The organism is Sphaerospermopsis sp. FACHB-1094, assembly GCF_014696195.1.
Taxonomy (GTDB): Bacteria; Cyanobacteriota; Cyanobacteriia; order Cyanobacteriales; family Nostocaceae; genus Sphaerospermopsis; species Sphaerospermopsis kisseleviana.
In genome coordinates, this window is sequence record NZ_JACJPT010000109.1 from 1 (window position 1) to 17,708 (window position 17,708).

At 38.9% G+C, this 17,708-nt stretch carries 18 protein-coding genes and 1 tRNA gene; 16 read left to right on the forward strand and 3 right to left on the reverse strand.

From position 1 onward, the window contains the following. Window positions 1–255: 255 nt before the first annotated feature. The 9 genes from hemB to H6F47_RS22495 all read left to right on the forward strand — a co-directional run bounded on the left by hemB (window position 256) and on the right by H6F47_RS22495 (window position 9,556). On the forward strand, window positions 256–1,266 hold the full coding sequence (gene hemB / locus H6F47_RS22455; protein WP_190348331.1) for a porphobilinogen synthase: 1,011 nt from the start codon (window positions 256–258) through the stop codon (window positions 1,264–1,266). Between the two features lie 71 nt (window positions 1,267–1,337). Beyond that, window positions 1,338–2,579, forward strand: coding sequence for an FAD/NAD(P)-binding protein (locus H6F47_RS22460; protein ID WP_190651122.1), 1,242 nt, complete (start codon window positions 1,338–1,340; stop codon window positions 2,577–2,579). A 174-nt stretch (window positions 2,580–2,753) separates the two neighbouring features. After that, window positions 2,754–4,595, forward strand: coding sequence for a threonine--tRNA ligase (gene thrS / locus H6F47_RS22465; protein WP_137667353.1), 1,842 nt, complete (start codon window positions 2,754–2,756; stop codon window positions 4,593–4,595). Window positions 4,596–4,646: 51 nt separating this feature from the next. Next, on the forward strand, window positions 4,647–5,705 hold the full coding sequence (locus H6F47_RS22470) for a GTP-binding protein (RefSeq protein ID WP_096568199.1): 1,059 nt from the start codon (window positions 4,647–4,649) through the stop codon (window positions 5,703–5,705). 171 nt (window positions 5,706–5,876) lie between these two features. Next, window positions 5,877–6,527, forward strand: a complete 651-nt coding sequence (gene folE, locus H6F47_RS22475; RefSeq protein ID WP_190348327.1) for a GTP cyclohydrolase I FolE — start codon at window positions 5,877–5,879, stop codon at window positions 6,525–6,527. 169 nt (window positions 6,528–6,696) lie between these two features. Further along, window positions 6,697–7,050 (forward strand): phosphoribosyl-AMP cyclohydrolase, encoded by a 354-nt coding sequence (gene hisI, locus H6F47_RS22480; protein WP_096568203.1) that lies wholly within the window; start codon window positions 6,697–6,699, stop codon window positions 7,048–7,050. 48 nt (window positions 7,051–7,098) lie between these two features. After that, window positions 7,099–7,881 carry a GTP-binding protein gene (locus H6F47_RS22485; RefSeq protein WP_096568205.1) on the forward strand — a complete coding sequence of 261 codons (783 nt, stop codon included), beginning with the start codon at window positions 7,099–7,101 and terminating at the stop codon, window positions 7,879–7,881. Beyond that, window positions 7,878–8,693, forward strand: a complete 816-nt coding sequence (locus H6F47_RS22490) for a metallophosphoesterase family protein (RefSeq protein WP_190348326.1) — start codon at window positions 7,878–7,880, stop codon at window positions 8,691–8,693. Before H6F47_RS22485 ends, H6F47_RS22490 begins: the two co-directional genes overlap by 4 nt. Window positions 8,694–8,836: 143 nt before the next feature. Continuing rightward, window positions 8,837–9,556 (forward strand): metallophosphatase, encoded by a 720-nt coding sequence (locus H6F47_RS22495; RefSeq protein ID WP_096568208.1) that lies wholly within the window; start codon window positions 8,837–8,839, stop codon window positions 9,554–9,556. A gap of 125 nt (window positions 9,557–9,681) precedes the next feature. On the opposite strand, the gene H6F47_RS22500 is transcribed toward H6F47_RS22495, so the two are convergent. After that, a complete protein-coding gene (locus tag H6F47_RS22500) occupies window positions 9,682–10,890 on the reverse strand; it encodes a NupC/NupG family nucleoside CNT transporter (RefSeq protein ID WP_096568210.1) in 1,209 nt (402 codons plus the stop codon). Window positions 10,891–11,085: 195 nt separating this feature from the next. Between H6F47_RS22500 and H6F47_RS22505 the strand changes: the two genes are divergently transcribed. Continuing rightward, a complete protein-coding gene (locus H6F47_RS22505) occupies window positions 11,086–12,183 on the forward strand; it encodes a hypothetical protein (protein ID WP_190651125.1) in 1,098 nt (365 codons plus the stop codon). A 232-nt stretch (window positions 12,184–12,415) separates the two neighbouring features. Here H6F47_RS22505 and H6F47_RS22510 read toward each other — a convergent pair. Next, a tRNA-Leu gene (locus H6F47_RS22510) sits at window positions 12,416–12,496 on the reverse strand. A gap of 437 nt (window positions 12,497–12,933) precedes the next feature. On the opposite strand from H6F47_RS22510, the gene accC reads away from it, so the two are divergent. Further along, window positions 12,934–14,280, forward strand: a complete 1,347-nt coding sequence (gene accC, locus H6F47_RS22515; RefSeq protein ID WP_096568214.1) for an acetyl-CoA carboxylase biotin carboxylase subunit — start codon at window positions 12,934–12,936, stop codon at window positions 14,278–14,280. Between the two features lie 126 nt (window positions 14,281–14,406). On the opposite strand, the gene H6F47_RS22520 is transcribed toward accC, so the two are convergent. Then, window positions 14,407–14,700 (reverse strand): YggT family protein, encoded by a 294-nt coding sequence (locus H6F47_RS22520; protein WP_096568216.1) that lies wholly within the window; start codon window positions 14,698–14,700, stop codon window positions 14,407–14,409. A 211-nt stretch (window positions 14,701–14,911) separates the two neighbouring features. Between H6F47_RS22520 and H6F47_RS22525 the strand changes: the two genes are divergently transcribed. From H6F47_RS22525 to H6F47_RS22545, 5 genes are all read left to right on the forward strand, one after another. Further along, a complete protein-coding gene (locus H6F47_RS22525; protein WP_096568218.1) occupies window positions 14,912–15,031 on the forward strand; it encodes a photosystem II reaction center X protein in 120 nt (39 codons plus the stop codon). 25 nt (window positions 15,032–15,056) lie between these two features. Continuing rightward, window positions 15,057–15,233 carry a hypothetical protein gene (locus H6F47_RS22530; RefSeq protein ID WP_190651128.1) on the forward strand — a complete coding sequence of 59 codons (177 nt, stop codon included), beginning with the start codon at window positions 15,057–15,059 and terminating at the stop codon, window positions 15,231–15,233. Between the two features lie 195 nt (window positions 15,234–15,428). After that, window positions 15,429–16,343 carry a Ycf66 family protein gene (locus tag H6F47_RS22535; protein ID WP_137669202.1) on the forward strand — a complete coding sequence of 305 codons (915 nt, stop codon included), beginning with the start codon at window positions 15,429–15,431 and terminating at the stop codon, window positions 16,341–16,343. Between the two features lie 46 nt (window positions 16,344–16,389). Continuing rightward, window positions 16,390–16,950, forward strand: coding sequence for a TolB family protein (locus H6F47_RS22540; RefSeq protein WP_096568222.1), 561 nt, complete (start codon window positions 16,390–16,392; stop codon window positions 16,948–16,950). A gap of 86 nt (window positions 16,951–17,036) precedes the next feature. Next, window positions 17,037–17,564, forward strand: a complete 528-nt coding sequence (locus tag H6F47_RS22545; protein ID WP_137669201.1) for a TolB family protein — start codon at window positions 17,037–17,039, stop codon at window positions 17,562–17,564. Window positions 17,565–17,708: the final 144 nt, after the last annotated feature.

Here is a 17,708-nt window from a genome sequence, read left to right on the forward strand (position 1 = left end):
GCGTCTGGCTAAGGCGTGAAAGTCTACTGAGGGATAACTGCTCCCATGCTCCCGTTGAAGTAGAAAGTAAAGTCTAGTTTTGTCTAGGTTTTATATAGCAGATAGTTCGGATACTGCATCACTCAAGAGATATTAATAGTCAATTTACAACTGATAACTAAACTATTCTTTCCGGCTTTGCCATATCCCACATACCACCCCGCAAGCTATATAATAATGATTATCATTTTAGAAAAGCAGTAATTTTAAGGTTGTATGCTGTCTGCAAATTCAAATACTGATCAGTCATTAAATTTGGTTCAGCGTCCACGTCGTTTGCGACGGACCGAAACCCTACGGAACATGGTCAGAGAAACCACACTCACAGTAGATGACTTGATCTATCCCATGTTTGTGATGACTGGGGAAGGACAAAAAGTAGAAATTCCTTCCATGCCGGGATGTTATCGTTATTCTTTGGATCTGCTGTTAAAAGAAATTGCCGAAGTGTCACAATTGGGAATTGGTGCGATCGCTCTTTTTCCAGTTATCCCAGAACACCAAAAAGACGACACAGGAACAGAAAGCTACAACCCAGAAGGTCTAGTACAAACAACCGTCAAAGCTATCAAAAAAGCCGTTCCCGACATCATCGTTATTACCGATGTCGCCCTTGATCCCTTCACCACACACGGTCATGATGGTTTAGTAGATGAAAACGGTGTTATTTTGAATGACCCCACCGTAGAAGTGTTGGCAAAAATGGCACTTTCCCAAGCTCAAGCCGGCGCTGATTTTGTCGCTCCTTCTGACATGATGGATGGTAGAGTCGGGGCAATTCGTCAAGCTTTAGATGCAGAAGGTTATATCAATGTCGGTATTTTGGCATACTCGGCAAAATACGCATCAGCCTATTATGGACCATTCCGAGATGCTTTAGATTCCGCGCCGAAATTTGGCGATAAAAAAACCTATCAAATGGATGCTGCTAACGCTAAAGAAGCTTTAAAAGAAGTGGAGTTAGATATTGCGGAAGGTGCAGATATCGTCATGGTAAAACCTGCCCTAGCTTATCTAGATATTATCCATCAAGTCAAAATCAATACTAACTTACCAGTAGCAGCATACAACGTTAGCGGCGAGTACGCAATGATCAAAGCCGCAGCCGCTAATGGTTGGATAGATGAGAAAAAGGTAATTTTAGAAACCTTAACCAGTATGAAACGGGCTGGTGCAGATTTAATTTTAACTTACTTCGCCAAAGAAGTGGCTTTGATGTTGATGTAATTGGGGACTGGGGACTGGGTAATCAATTTTATTTTTCTCAATTACCATTTACCATTTACCAAATATGGATTATGACTAAAGTTACTGAAAAAATAGACTTAGCAATTATCGGTGCTGGACCTCATGCACTGACTTTAGTTGCCCATCTCTTGCAAAAACGCCAATCTATAAAAGGTAAATTCGCTGTATTTGATCCTAGTGGTTCATGGTTGAGTCGCTGGAAACAGCAATTTGCAGCTTTGGAAATTCCCCATTTGCGATCGCCAGCAGTGCATCATCCCCACCCTAACCCCTTTGCTTTAAGGAAATTTGCTGAATCTCGTTCTCTGGAACTCTTTCCCCCCTACGACTTACCCGGCACTCAACTATTTGCGGATTTTTGCCAGGATATCATCGCCGAACGACAGTTACAGGATCAGGTAATTCCTTTAGCTGTAACCAGCATTAAACCCCTTTCAGATCATTTGCGTCCTCAATTTCAATTAGGGCTGTCAGACGGAAAAACCGTAACTGCACGGAGGGTAGTGTTAGCAACCGGTAGCGGTAAAATTAACATCCCTGATTGGGTCAATCAAATTAAAACAGAGTATCCTCAAGATAGACTCAGCCATTCTCACACTGTAGATTTACGGAAATATCATAGTTTAGCAGGTCAAAGAGTTTTAATTGTCGGTGGTGGTTTGACAAGTGGACATTTAGCTGTAGGGGCTATTTCTCGTGGTGCAAAAGTCCATTTAATGCTGCGAAGACAATTATCAGAAAAACTATTTGACGCTGCACCAGGTTGGTTAGGACCCAAATATCTCAAAGGATTTTTTGAGCAAAATTGGCAACAACGCTGGACACTCATTCAACAAGCTAGAAACGGTGGTTCAATGACTCCGGCAATAGCGACCCAACTTCGTAAAGAAAAGCATCGTGGTAATATTATCATTGATGAAAACTGTCAAATAGTCAAAGCAGAATGGTTAAGTAATAACTGGCAAGTAGAATGTGATAACGGTAATATTTACAACTTTGATTATATCTGGTTAGCCACAGGTACTAAATTTGATGTCACCACCGAACCCTTACTACAGGACATTTTAGCCACCTATCCCATCCAAATAGTCAACGGTTTACCTGTGTTAGATACTTATCTGCGTTGGCCTGGTTGTGAATTATTTATCATGGGTGGTTTAGCAGCATTACAAGTAGGACCCACAGCTAGAAACCTATCCGGTGCAAGAATGGCCTGTGAAAAAATCGTTCCGGCAATAGTTAAACCTAGTGTAGCTTTTTCACCTAGTATTACAGAAATTAAAGCCAGCTAATACAATTTTGGATTTTAGATTTTGGATTTTAGATTGGAATAAATTCAATATCATCCAAAATTCTGCCTCCTGCCTCCTGCCTCCTTGCTGTATTGTTCCAAAAAAATAAACTTCAAACTTAGTAACATTCAGACCTTTTTGCGCTAAACTGATAACGATTCTCATTTTTTTGCTATGGTCAGTTCATTAACCCAGTCCCAAGACAGCTTAAACGAGCAAGATAGCGACAAACTTACACGCATTCGCCATACAAGCGCCCATATCATGGCAATGGCGGTACAAAAGCTATTTCCAGGAACTAAGGTAGCAATTGGACCTGTCACAGAAACAGGATTTTACTACGATTTTGACTGTCCAGTCAGCATCACTAGCGATGACTTGGCAAAAATTGAAGTGGAGATGAGACGGATAATAAAAGCTAATTTACCTATTATCCGCGAAGAAGTAGAAAGAGCAGAAATTCGCGCCGAAATTACCGAATTAAATGAACCCTACAAATTAGAAATCTTAGAACGTATTCCCGCATCAGAAATTATCACACGTTACTTTATTGGTACTCCTGAAATTGCCAACTCAGAACCTTCATTGTTTGTCACAGATATTAAACCTACTAATAATTGTTGGTGGGACTTGTGTGCAGGACCCCACATTAACTTTACCGGAGAAATTGATGCTAATGCCTTTAAATTATTAAATGTTGCTGGTGCTTATTGGCAAGGGGATGAAACCAAACAGCAACTACAAAGAATTTATGGTACAGCTTGGACAACAAAAGTTGAACTAGAAACTTACCTACAACAAAGAGAAGAAGCACTGCGTCGAGATCATCGAAAATTAGGTCAAGAACTTAATCTATTTAGTATTCAAGAAGAAGCTGGAGGGGGCTTAGTATTTTGGCATCCCAAAGGTGCAATTATTCGCTACATCATTGAAGATTATTGGCGCAAATCTCATCTAGAATCTGGTTATCAACTATTATATACTCCTCATGTAGCGAATCTCGATTTATGGAAAACATCGGGTCATTTTGACTTCTATCAAGAGAATATGTTTGACTCGATGGATGTGGAAAATCAGGCTTATCAAATTAAGCCCATGAATTGCCCTTTTCATGTTCTAACTTACAAACATCAACTCCATTCCTATCGAGAATTACCATTAAGATGGGCAGAATTAGGAACAGTATACCGCTATGAACGCTCTGGAGCATTACATGGTTTAATGCGAGTGAGAGGCTTTACTCAAGATGATGCTCATATTTTTTGTTTACCCGAACAAATTGCCGAGGAAATTTTAGGAGTTTTAAATCTCACTGAGAAGATTTTATCAGACTTTGGCTTTAAACAATATGAAGTTAATCTTTCCACCCGTCCAGATAAATCAGTAGGTAATGATGACGTTTGGGAATTAGCAACCACAGCACTAGAACAAGCTTTAAATGCTAAAGGTTGGAATTATAGTATAGACGAAGGAGGCGGAGCTTTTTATGGACCAAAGATAGACATTAAAATTAAAGATGCGATCGGTCGTTTATGGCAATGTTCCACAATTCAGGTAGATTTTAATTTACCCCAAAGATTCGAGATGGAATATATAGCATCCGATGGTAGTCGTCAACAACCTATCATGATTCATCGGGCTATTTTTGGTTCTTTAGAACGCTTTTTTGGCATTTTAATCGAGAATTACGCAGGTGATTTTCCCCTATGGTTAGCACCTGTACAACTGCGGCTTTTACCTGTAAGTGATGATTGTCGAGAATATGCAACATCCGTAGCAAATGATTTACAAAAAAGCGGATTTAGAGTAGAATTAGATAGAAGTGGGGAGCGTTTAGGTAAACAGATTCGCACAGCAGAACTAGAAAAAATTCCTGTTGTTGCTGTAGTTGGTAAGAAGGAAGTAGAAAACAAAACTTTGAGTGTCAGAAGTAGAAAATCGGGAGATTTAGGGGTTTTGAATTTAGCTGAACTTGTCAAGTATTTACAAAACAGCTTAAATTTGACAGGCGGTTAATTTTTTTGATTAATTTCAAACATCAACATTTTCAATTCACAAGGTTTAAATATGAATACTGTAACAGAATCAACTGTAAATACAATTCCAGCTATTCCCAAAACAGGAATGCCTGTCACTATCATTACAGGATTTTTAGGTAGTGGGAAAACTACTCTTTTAAATCAAATTCTCCAGAATAAACAAGATTTAAAAGTGGCAGTTCTCGTCAATGAATTTGGTGATATTAATATTGATAGCCAATTGCTAGTTTCTGTAGACCAAGATATGGTAGAACTCAGCAATGGTTGTATATGCTGCACCATTAATGATGGTTTAGTTGATGCAGTGTATAGAGTTTTAGAACGAGAAGAACGCATTGATTATTTGGTAATTGAAACTACTGGAGTAGCAGATCCTTTACCCATAATTTTAACTTTTTTAGGAACAGAACTCAGAGATTTAACTAATCTAGATTCAATTATTACCGTCGTAGATGCAGAGACATTTGATCAACGACATTTTGAAAGTGAAGCAGCATTACAACAAATTACCTATGGTGATATTGTTCTGCTGAATAAAACAGACTTGGTGGACTTGCATAAACTGCGAGAAATAGAAGATTTTATCCATGATGTCAAGCAAGGTGCGAGAATTTTACATACTCAATTTGGTAAAGTTCCTCTACCATTAATTTTAGGTGTAGGCTTAACACCAAAAGATGAGTATATTACCGATGATGTAGAAGATACTCACGAACATCACCACCATGATCATGACCATCATCATGAACATCACCACCATGACCATGAACACCATGAACATCATCATCACTCCCACCATTTAGAAAATGATGGTTTTGTGTCAATCTCCTTTCAAGCAGATAAACCATTTGATGTCAATAAATTTGAGAACTTCCTAGTTGAAAAAATGCCACAGGATGTATTTAGAGCTAAGGGCATTTTATGGTTTAGTGATAGTGAGTTGCGCCATATTTTTCAACTCAGTGGACCTCGTTACAGTTTAAATGCTGATGACTGGAAAACAGCGCCTAAAAATCAGGTAGTTTTCATTGGCAGAAAATTGGATAAAACTGAAATTTATACAAAACTTAACAATTGTCTGCTATGATAAATAAGTGTTAAAAAATTGCCCAAAACAGTTAATAGTGATTTCTAAGGATGATACCCAGATCCCCCACTTCTGCGATCAATTCACAATTTATTAACACGACAATAAAAGAAGTCGGGGATCTTATCACTCTATTAACCAACAAATAATTTATCAAATCCAAAGCAAACAATGACTTTATCAATTAGTCCCGTTCTCAATTCTGCTGATCAAGTTGTGTCATCTTTATCCACTCAGCAACAACCCCAAGTTACAGAAGCAGAAATGATGCAAGCTGTCAGAACATTGCTGATTGGACTAGGAGAAAATCCTGACCGGGAAGGGTTGAAAGATACTCCTAAAAGAGTCGTCAAAGCCTTACAATTTCTTACCAAAGGATATCATGAATCCTTAGATGAACTGTTAAACGGAGCAGTGTTTACAGAAAATGCGGATGAAATGGTATTAGTGCGAGATATTGACATTTTCAGTTCTTGCGAACATCACATTTTACCAGTCATTGGCCGCGCTCATGTTGCTTACATTCCTAATGGTAAAGTCATTGGTTTATCAAAAATTGCCCGTATTTGTGAAATGTATGCAAGACGTTTGCAAGTTCAAGAACGTCTGACTTTACAAATAGCTGACGCACTGCAAGGTTTACTCAAACCCAAAGGAGTTGCAGTAGTGATAGAAGCAACTCATATGTGTATGGTAATGCGTGGTGTGCAAAAACCCGGTTCTTGGACTGTCACCAGTGCAATGCGTGGTGTATTTTCAGAAGATGCACGCACCCGTGAAGAGTTTATGAATTTAATTCGACACAATGCTAATTTTCACTAAAGTTAGGTGACAGGTGACAGGTGACAGGTGACAGGTGACAGGTGACAGGTGACAGGTGACAGTGAAGAAAATAGAGAATATAAAACAAGTTCTTTTATATTCATTCCTGACTCCTGACTCCTGACTCCTGCTGTAATTAAGTAATTAATTTATTCATGATTTATTAGATATGATTCTCCCATCTGAAATGATTAGAAACTTAAAATTTAACTCCCAAGGTTTAATTCCTGCGATCGCTCAAGATTACCGTGATGGTACTATATTAATGATGGCTTGGATGAACGCCGAATCAATTCAAAAAACCTTAGCCACAGGTGAAGCTCATTATTGGAGTCGTTCCCGTTCTGAATTATGGCATAAAGGGGCAACATCTGGACATATTCAAAAGGTAAAAGAGCTTTTTTATGACTGTGATGGTGATACAATTCTCATCAAAATTGAGCAAATTGGCGATATTGCCTGTCATACTGGTGCAAGAAGTTGTTTCTTTAATGCTGTAGAAATTCTGTTTCCTCAAACATAATTTTAATTATCATTCTAATTATAATTCTAATTCTAATTCTAATTGCTCATGAATATACCAAGCATTACCGTTGTAGCTGGATTATCTGGAACTGGAAAAACTACCTGGATTCGTCAACAAATCAGAGAAATCAAACCTTCTGAAAAATTTGAGAAATTAATTTATTTCAGTCCAGGAACAGGAAACGTATTAATTGATCATAGTTGTATAGCATCTGAATTTCCAGGAATTAAAGTTTTTGGGGATAATCAAGAAATTGAATTTATTCATCACATCCCAGAAGCGAATCATATTTATATAGAATTAGGTTCTTATCTAGAATTATCAACAATATCCCAAATATTAGATAATCTCAATTATCGTGCAGTCGCTATTTTACCACCCAATGATCAAAACTCAGAATATCATACATGGACTGAAGAAATTTTCTATGGCGCACCTGTGGAAATAATCCACATAGAAAATATTTGGCGCGTGTGTACAACCGGTCAAGTTATTGATGAAAATAGTTTAGAAGATTTTTGGTATGAAATAACTCATGGTGCTTATGGTGAAGTTGTCCGCGCTAAAGGTATTTTTGATGTCAATGATGGACGTTATATATATTGTGATTTTGTCGCTGGTGTTCCCCAAACAGAGTTTTTAGAATTAGATTTACCCAGATATTTAGAAGGTAGACCACAGCGTTTTAGTGGCTTAGAAATATCAGGTACAAATTTAGATGAACCAGCATTAAAATCAACATTATCAGATTGCTGTTTATCTGATTATTTAATTTCCCAATATCAACAACAAGTCAAACAAATTTTATTAGAAGGTCAAGCAGTATGAAAATAGCAGTCATGTCATGTATTCATGGTAATAATGAAGCCTTAAATGCTGTATTATTAGATATCGACCAACAAAAAGCAGAAAAAATATTTTGTGTAGGTGATTTAGTGGGATATGGACCCTATCCCAATGAAGTTGTTAACAAAATTCGCTCTTTAGATATTCCGACCTGTATTGGTTGTTGGGATGAAGATATAGTCGAAGGTTTGAATGCTTGTGATTGTAGTTATCCTTCATTATTAGCAGAAAAAAGAGGAATCCAAGCTCATGAATGGACGAATAAAGAAATTACCCCAGAAAACCGCGAATTTTTAGCCAATTTACCTTACAGTATGCAATGGGGAAATTTAGCTTTTGTTCATGGTAGTCCTCATAGTAATCATGAATATTTATTACCAGAACTTGATGCTTTTGTCGCTTTAGAAAGGGTTATTTCTACAGGTGCAGATGTGCTGTTTTGTGGACATACTCATGTCCCCTATGTAAGAACTTTAGATGCGGGTAATTTACAGGTACGGGTTGATATAGATAGTCATAAAAAATCACAAAAAATTAGTTTTACATCTCCTATAAAGAGAATTATTAATGTTGGTTCAGTAGGAGAACCGCGACATGGTAGACCGAATGCAACTTATGTCATTTATGATCAAAAAACTCAAGCAGTGACATTAAGAGAAGTTGCTTATGATTATCAAAAAACCTGTGCAGCAATTATTGAAAAAGGATTACCAAAAATATTTGCTTGGCGTTTAGCAAATGGTTTAGAATTTGCTGAAAGAGCAGATGATCCTACTCATGTTTGTACAAGGTGATTGGTGATTGGTGATTGGTGATTGGTGATTGGGAGTGATAAATTAATTCTTTATCCTAACTCCTAACTCCTGACTCCTGACTCCTGACTCCTGACTCCTGACTCCTGACTCCTAATCTAAAATCTAAAATCTAAAATCAAACTATGTGGGTTATTTTGAGTGGAATTGAAGGTAATTTAGCAGCTTATGAAGCTGTGATGGCTGATATTAAGCGTCAACGTTATGTAGATGCTTTATATATTTTGGGTGATTTAGTTGGACCAACTAAAGAATCTGAACAACTGGTAGAAAGGGTAAAATCTCCCCGTCGTGGTGAGTTAGAACCAATGATTTGTAAAGGTTGGTGGGAAGAACAATGTTTAAATTTACATGGTTTAGGACCCTCTGGGGATAGTCCTGAGTTATTAGCAAAATATGGGGGTGATGCAGTCAAGATGTTATGGGACTGTGTTTCTCGTTCAACTGTACAATGGTTGAGAAGTTTGGATTTTGGTTTTTTTGAATTAGATTGTTTATTAATTCATGGTTCATCTCTTGGTGTGAGTGATGAACTGACTCCAGAAACTCCCCCGGTTCAAATGTTAGATAGACTCTCAAGAATGCAAGCAAATAATTTGTTTTGTGGTCGTTCTGGTTTAACTTTTCAATATCAGTTACAAGGGGGTTCTGTTATGAGTGAAATTACCACTCTTGACAGTAAAATTTCTCCGCAAACGGTAACAGTTTCACCCCGTCAAGTGATTGGTGTGGGAAATGTGGGACGTATTCCTGGTCAAGCAACTTATACTATTTATCATCCTGGTTCTCATAAAGTGGAATTTAAAACTGTTTATTATGGGAATAAAAAAGGATTTCAAAATTAATCTAGTGCATTTTATCTGAGTTGAGTTACACACGGTTAGGGAGGATTTACTTCCAAAAGATAAAAGATGTAAATTCATTCCGCTTCCAGTTTTCCACCTGTTTGCTAACTGCTAAATGCTGACAATTAAATCAACATCCCTGCAATACCAGCAGTAATAAAACCTGAAAGTAATCCCCCAATCATAGATTTAACACCCATCCGCGCTAAATCATGTTGACGCTTAGGAGCCATACCAGTCATACTACCAATAGTAATCCCAATTGTGCCAATATTAGCAAAATTACATAAAGCATAAGTAGCAATAATTATAGAACGTTGGGAAATTTGCTCTTGCTTAATCAGTTCACTTAAATCTAAATATGCCAAAAATTCATTTAAAATCGTCTTTTTTCCCAATAAAGCCCCGATTTTACCACAATCAGCCCAAGGTATACCCATCAACCAAGCAACGGGAAACATAATAAAAGATAACATCCATTCTAAGGATAATTGCGGTAAACCTACAAGCGTTCCCAACCATCCTAACAAGGCATTTACAGCAGCCAGTAAACCCAAAAAGGCAATAATCATTACACCCACATTCACCGCTAACTTAACACCATCAAGCGCCCCAGTGGTTGCTGCGTCAATGACATTGACAGAATTACTCTTTGTTTCCACATTGACTTTACCAGCAGTTTCCGATACTTCTGTTTCTGGATAGATTAACTTTGATACCATTAAAGAAGTAGGAGCAGTCATAAAAAAAGCAGCTACTAAATGTTCTGCGGGAATACCGAAAGAAAGATAAGCACCTAATACGCCACCAGCGATAGTCGCAAAACCACCAGTCATCACCGCAAATAGTTCTGATTGAGTCATGTTTGCTACATAAGGCTTAACCATTAACGCCGCTTCTGTCGGACCTAAAAAGATATTACCAGCGCAGGATAAAGATTCAGAACCCGATGTTTTCATGGTTTTCATCATTACCCAGGCCAAGGTACTGACTACCCTCTGTAAAATACCATAGTGATATAAAACACCAATGAATGAAGAGAAAAAGATGATCGTTGGTAAAACTTGAAAAGCAAAAAAATGATCTTTGAAATTTTCACCAAAGACAAATTTAGCACCGACATCAGAAAAAGCTAAGAAATTACCGATAATATCCCCCAAAGATTTAAAGACTTTTAAACCCCAAGAAGTTTTAAGAATTACCAATGCTAAAATAAATTCTAAACCCAAACCCCAAGCAATTGTTCGCCAACGCACAGCATGACGGTTAACAGAAATTGCATAGGATATACCAATAAATACTAAAATACCAAGTGCCGAAATAACCCTTTCCATGTTGATTCCTAAATAACATTCATAAAAATAGTAATCTTTTTAACGCTTTAAAACTCAATATAAGAAAATCTTGTGTTATGAGACTATTTGCGTTATTATGAGAATGATTCTTATTGCTGCTAGGCTGTAAAAATAAATCACAAGTAAATTATTAAACATTACAAAAAATAGTATAAATATAACTAAGTATTAATTATGTCCTTAAAAACAAAGATACAGGGTGAGTTTGAGCAGATTTGGGAGGGGATGTTGTCAGATTATGTAACAGCGATCGCCTGGTCATCCCAAGGTAAAATTCTGGCAGCGAGTTCAGCAGCAGGAGAAGTAGTTTTATACCATAGTCCAGAACAGCAATTAGTTAAATATTTAGTCAAATATTTAGTCAAATATTTACAAACCTCTGACGGAGAATCTATAAATAGCCTGGTTTTTTCCACAGATGGACAATTTTTAGCCGCAGGTGGACAAAATGGACAAGTAAAAATTTGGCGTTTACAATCAGAGGAAGCAGAACTAATCACAGTTCTAGAAAATAACCGTACCTGGGTAGACCGCATGGACTGGAGTCCCACCAAAAATCAACTAGCTTTTAGCTGTGGTCGCTATGTCCAGGTATGGAACGCAGACACAGGTAACATAGAAACCACCCTGAATTTTGATACCTCCTCTGTCCAAGATATTACTTGGCATCCCAATGGTGAAAGTTTAGCCATTGCGGGTTATCAGAGTGTGAAATTTTGGATGTCCGCAAATTGGGATGATGACCCTTCTGTTATACCAGTAGATTCAACCAGTTTGGTGATACTGTGGTCAACAGATGGTAAATATATTGCTTCTGGGAATATGGATCGCTCGATCACGGTTTTGGAGTGGAATGACCCAAATCCTTGGGTAATGCGTGGTTTTCCTGGTAAAGTTCGCAATTTAGCATGGTCAGATACACCGACAAAATCAGGCGCACCTTTATTAGCTGCTTCCAGTGTAGAAGGGATAGTAATCTGGGAAAAAAATGCTGATAACTGGGATAGTAGAGTATTACCCAGACATGAAGGTAATATCCTATCAATTCAATTTCAACCCAATACCCATTTATTAGCTTCTGCTTCTGAAGATGGTAGCGTTTGTTTGTGGAATCAAAGTAAACGATTGCTACAAGTTCTTTATGGTGCTAACAACGGATTTTCCTGCCTTTCTTGGCATCCTCATGAATCTAAATTAGCAGCTGGAGGTAAGAACGGTGAATTAATTATTTGGTCACCAGGCAGCAGGGGTCAAGGTTTCGGTAGGCGATAATCAGGGACATTGACACTACCCTGCCTAAAGTCCTACGGTGTACACACAAGTGGTATCTGCAAGGGTTTCAGGCGTTATAGACCCCTGAAATTGTCATTACGAGCGCAAGTAATCACATAATCCTGTAGTTTTTGCGATCGCTTCGTTGTTCCTCCTCTGTGGGAGACTCAAATAAATCTCAAATTACGCTTCAACTCTTGTCATCAATTTATTCAACTTTGAAAAATATTAATGCGGATGGCGAGACTCGAACTCGCAAGGCAAAGCCACACGCACCTCAAGCGTGCGCGTATACCAATTCCGCCACATCCGCACGGTTGCCTAGAAAACCACTATAGCATAAAAAATCAATAATGAAAGATATTTTCCAAAATTTTTTCCAAATGTTTTAATCAGGGAATGGGTAATTGGTAATGGGTAATTAGCCCGGATTTCTCAGCAAAATCCTCAAACCCTTATAAAATATGGATTCTGGGTTTTTACACTGCGTCAAAAATCAACCCGGTGAAAAATGCCAGAAACCGTTTCCCTATAAGGATTATATAGATTGTGATCGCATTGTTTGTGAGAAATGCGGGATTAGGTGATTCATATTCCCAGTCACCAATCACCTATCACCAATCACCAATCACCAATCACCAATCACCAGTCACCTGATAAATTTATGAGAATTTACAGTAATGCGACAGCTTTATTTGAATGAGATGGGAGAAAATGTCAATCTACTGGTACTAATATCACAGCTAGAAAATGAAGTTTGACAAAATTTTAATTGCTAATCGGGGAGAAATAGCTCTTCGCATTCTCCGCGCTTGTGAAGAAATGGGAATTTCTACAGTTGCTATTCACTCTACTGTTGACCGAAATGCTTTGCACGTACAACTAGCTGATGAAGCGGTTTGTATTGGCGAACCAGCAAGCGGTAAAAGTTATCTGAATATTCCCAATATTATTGCGGCTGCGTTAACACGCGGTGCTACTGCGATTCATCCTGGTTATGGGTTTTTGGCGGAAAATGCCAGATTTGCGGAAATTTGTGCAGATCATCAAATTGCCTTTATTGGACCCACTCCCGAAGCAATTCGCTTAATGGGGGATAAGTCTACTGCTAAAGAAACCATGCAAAAAGCCGGAGTTCCCACAGTACCCGGAAGTGATGGGTTAGTAGAGACAGAAGCCGAAGGATTAGCGATCGCCAAAGAAATCGGCTACCCTGTCATGATTAAAGCCACCGCTGGCGGTGGAGGTCGGGGAATGCGGCTTGTCCGTTCCCAAGATGAATTTGTCAAACTTTTCCATGCAGCCCAAGGAGAAGCAGGAGCAGCTTTTGGTAATGCTGGCGTTTATATAGAAAAATTTATCGAGCGTCCGCGCCATATAGAATTTCAAATATTAGCGGATAACTACGGTAATGTAATTCATTTAGGTGAAAGAGACTGTTCAATTCAACGCCGTAACCAAAAGTTGTTAGAAGAAGCCCCCAGTCCCGCCCTTGACCAAGAACTGCGGGAAAAAATGGGACAAGCAGCCGTCAGAGCCGCCCAGTTTATCAACTACACTGGTGCAGGAACTATAGAATTTCTCCTCGATAAATCTGGTCATTTCTACTTTATGGAAATGAACACCCGTATCCAAGTTGAGCATCCAGTCACAGAAATGGTAACGGGTGTAGACCTGCTAGTAGAACAAATTCGCATTGCCCAAGGTGAAAGACTCAAATTAACCCAAGACCAGGTAATTTTAAGGGGTCATGCCATAGAATGCCGTATCAACGCCGAAGATCCAGATCATGATTTTCGTCCAGCACCCGGTAAAATTAGCGGTTATCTCCCACCAGGAGGACCAGGGGTAAGAATTGATTCCCATGTATACACAGATTACCAAATTCCCCCTTATTACGACTCTCTCATCGGTAAGTTAATAGTTTGGGGACCCGACCGCGCTACAGCAGTCAACCGTATGAAACGGGCATTAAGAGAGTGTGCCATCACCGGACTACCTACAACTATCCCCTTTCATCAAAAAATCATGGAAAACCCGCAATTTTTACAAGGTCAAGTTTATACCAGCTTTATCCAGGATATGAAATTACAGTGATTAGGGAACAGGGAACAGGGAACAGGGAATAGGGAATAGGGAATAGGGAATAGGGAATAGGAAAATGCAAAAGTTACAATTTTCATTTCTCCTGCCTCCTGCCTCCTACCTCCTGCCTCCTGCCTCCTAACTAACACGCGCCATCATGGTTAGTAATCCTTGCTGACCCAATAAAATTTCCCTAACTAAGCTGAAAATACCCACCCAAATAATCGGAGTGATATCAACCCCACCAATAGGAGGTACTACCTTTCTTAACAGCATTAAAAATGGTTCAGTTGGCCAAGCAATGAGATTAAAAGGTAAACGGTTAAGATTTGCTTGAGGATACCAAGTGAGAATAATGCGGAAAATAAACAAAAAAATCATCACACCCAACAAGGGTCCAAGAATCCAAGTAGTTAAGTTAACACCTGTCATAGCTTTAAGTTACCGTCTTTCCAAAAATCAACAAGTGGTAGTGTAATCTAGAAAATTTTAAGCTTTGTAAAGCCTTCTCACTCCCATCTTAACTAAATGCCGGCATTTTCTGGCCTCAGAAAATAATAGCTGAAAAGTTTTCTTGGCTTCTCAAGGAACTGATACACCATTAAAATTAAAATGAATTATGTAAAAAAAAAGGTTGAGAACTATGACACCCTCTTTAGCAAATTTTCTTTGGAGTCTCCTTTGGGGTACTGCTATTGTGGTCATCCCCGCTACTGTTGGTTTAATTTTCATCAGCCAGAAAGATAAAATCCAACGCAATTAAGCAATTGGGGACTGGGGAATGGGGAATGGTGACTGGAGACTGGGGACACTTCGACAAGCTCAGTGCATCGCTGGAGACTGGGGACTGGGGACTGGGTAATCAATTTGATATTTCCCAATCAACTATCAACTATCAACTATCACCTTTTCCCCAATCACCAGTCACCTATCACCAGTCACCTATCACCAAAAATTGTATGTAAACAGCTTCAGAGCTTATTTGCTAGATGCTTTGAAGCTTAAATATATTGTCAATAGTTAAAATAGTAATTTTAATTGTTAGCAATAATTGATGCTACAAGTCCCCGGATTAGTCCGTGTGGTAAATCCAAAATCCAAAATCTAAAATGCAAAATTAGATGACTCGCTAACATAGATGTGATATTGGGAAAAGAGCAATGATAAATTTTGGGCTGAACTCAGCCAGTGTTTTGGCTCAGGTAAATTTTGGGGCTAACTCAGCCAGTGTTCTAGGAATTTTCCTGGCTGTGGCTGGGGCAGCACTATATTTTCTTCGCACCGTGCGCCCGGAACTGTCACGAGATCAAGATATCTTTTTTGCGGCGGTTGGCTTACTGTGTGGTTTTATTCTCATCTTCCAAGGATGGCGACTTGACCCGATTTTGCAGTTTGGTCAGTTGCTGTTAGTTGGTTCTACTGTATTTTTTGCTGTTGAAAGTATTCGTCTGCGAAGTATTGCTACTCAACAAGCGAAACGCAATACTCCCATTGTGGATGATGAGCGAGAAGTCAGCAGAAAATATTCTTACTCTGATCGCCGTAATTATCAAGCGGAAATGGATGCCGATTTAGAACCGCTACCTTATTACGAAGAGGAAGAAGAAGAACGTCCCCCACGTCCCAGGATTCGTGGTAGCCGAGATGATCGTTCCAGCCGTGATAATTATTATGAGGAACAACCCCCACGACGAACAGAACGCCGCAGTAGCAGGGAAAAACCAGAAACAGCCGAAAGGAAACGTCGTCCGAGTTCTGGACGTTCCGTAAGTCTCAAGAGTGATAGTTTTGAACAAGAAAATTGGGGTTCTGTTTCTAAGGAAGTTGATGACTGGGAAAGTCCCCAAGAGGAAGTAAGAAAACCGTCACGTCGCAGTAATAACAGACCTCAACGCCCAGAAAGCCGTGAGGATGATGTTACACCTAGACCTAGAAAACGTCGTCCATCTGCTGATTCACCTTCTCGCAGAGAAAGGAATGAAGATGAGGCTATACCTACTGATTATGTACCATATAAACCTCTGGAAACTCCCAATGAGGATTCAGGTAATACCAATGACTTTGATGATGTTTAAAACATTTAGCTGATGGTAATTTCAAGGGCGACGGAAAGCGGTTGATGTGAAAAAATTTACATCTGTATTGTGGCTCCAAAAGCGTATTCGTTGGAGCCTAATTTTTAGCCTCAGTGGGTTGCTTGTGTCTTGTGGTGCTGGTGAGATTCCGGTTGGGGTTTATTCTCTAAACAGTCGTTATACTGAGGAACAACCGGCTTTGAGTGGCAACGGACGCTTTTTGGCCTTTGTCTCTAATCGTAATGGTAATCAGCAATTGTTGATGTACGACTTGGAAACCCAAAGTTTTATTCCCACTCCCAGTTTAAACCGACGAGAAACTGTTGCTGAAAGTCCCAGTCTCAGCTACACAGGTCGTTATATTTGTTACCTCACGAGTGACCAAGGTAGACCAGTGATAGCACTTTATGATCGCGCTATGAAACAATCACAAATCATTACTCCTACCTATCGCGGCTGGATCAGAAATCCTCATATCAGTCCTGATGGACGTTATATAGTGTTTGAATCTGCCAGTCGTGGACAATGGGATATTGAAGTTTTAGACCGAGGACCCACTGTAGAATTAGATATTCCTAATGGTGCAACGGTGACTGGTGATAGGTGACTGGTGACTGGTGACTGGTGACTGGTGACTGGTGACTGGTGACTGGGAAAAATAACTAATAACTAATAACTAATGACTAATAACTAATGACTAATGACAAATTACTTTTATTTTTATTATTAAGTTCAACTTTGTTAACTGGGTGTTTCGGTTATCCGCGTATATTAAGTTATCCCTTTGATCTCGGTGGTCGCGGTTTAAACAGTTCAGCTTCGGAGTTAAATCCGCAAATTTCGGGCAGATATATTGTTTTTACTACTAATCGTCGCGGTAGCCAGGATATTTATATGTTTGATACTGTTACACGAAATCTAGTAGATTTACTAGGTTTAAATTCTTTTGATACTATTGCTGATCATCCTTCTGTGACTCAAGATGGTCGTTTTGTGGTTTTTGCTGGGAGTCGTCAGGGGCGCTCCTTTATTTTTCTTTATGATCGAGAAACTCGACAATCCAGAAATTTAACTGCTAATCTGCAAGCAGAAGTCCGCAATCCTACAATTAGTGCTGATGGTAGTAGAATTGCGTTTGAGTATAGCAATAATGGGCAATGGGATATTTTACTGTATGACAGGTTTGGACAAAAATTGAATATCCCCCAAGACCCAAGGTAATTGATAATTGATAATTGATAATTGATAATTCGTAATTATAAATTACTACCCAATCACCAATCACCAATCACCAATCACCAATCACCAATCACCAATCACCAATCACCAATCACCAATCACCAATCACCAATCACCAATCACCAA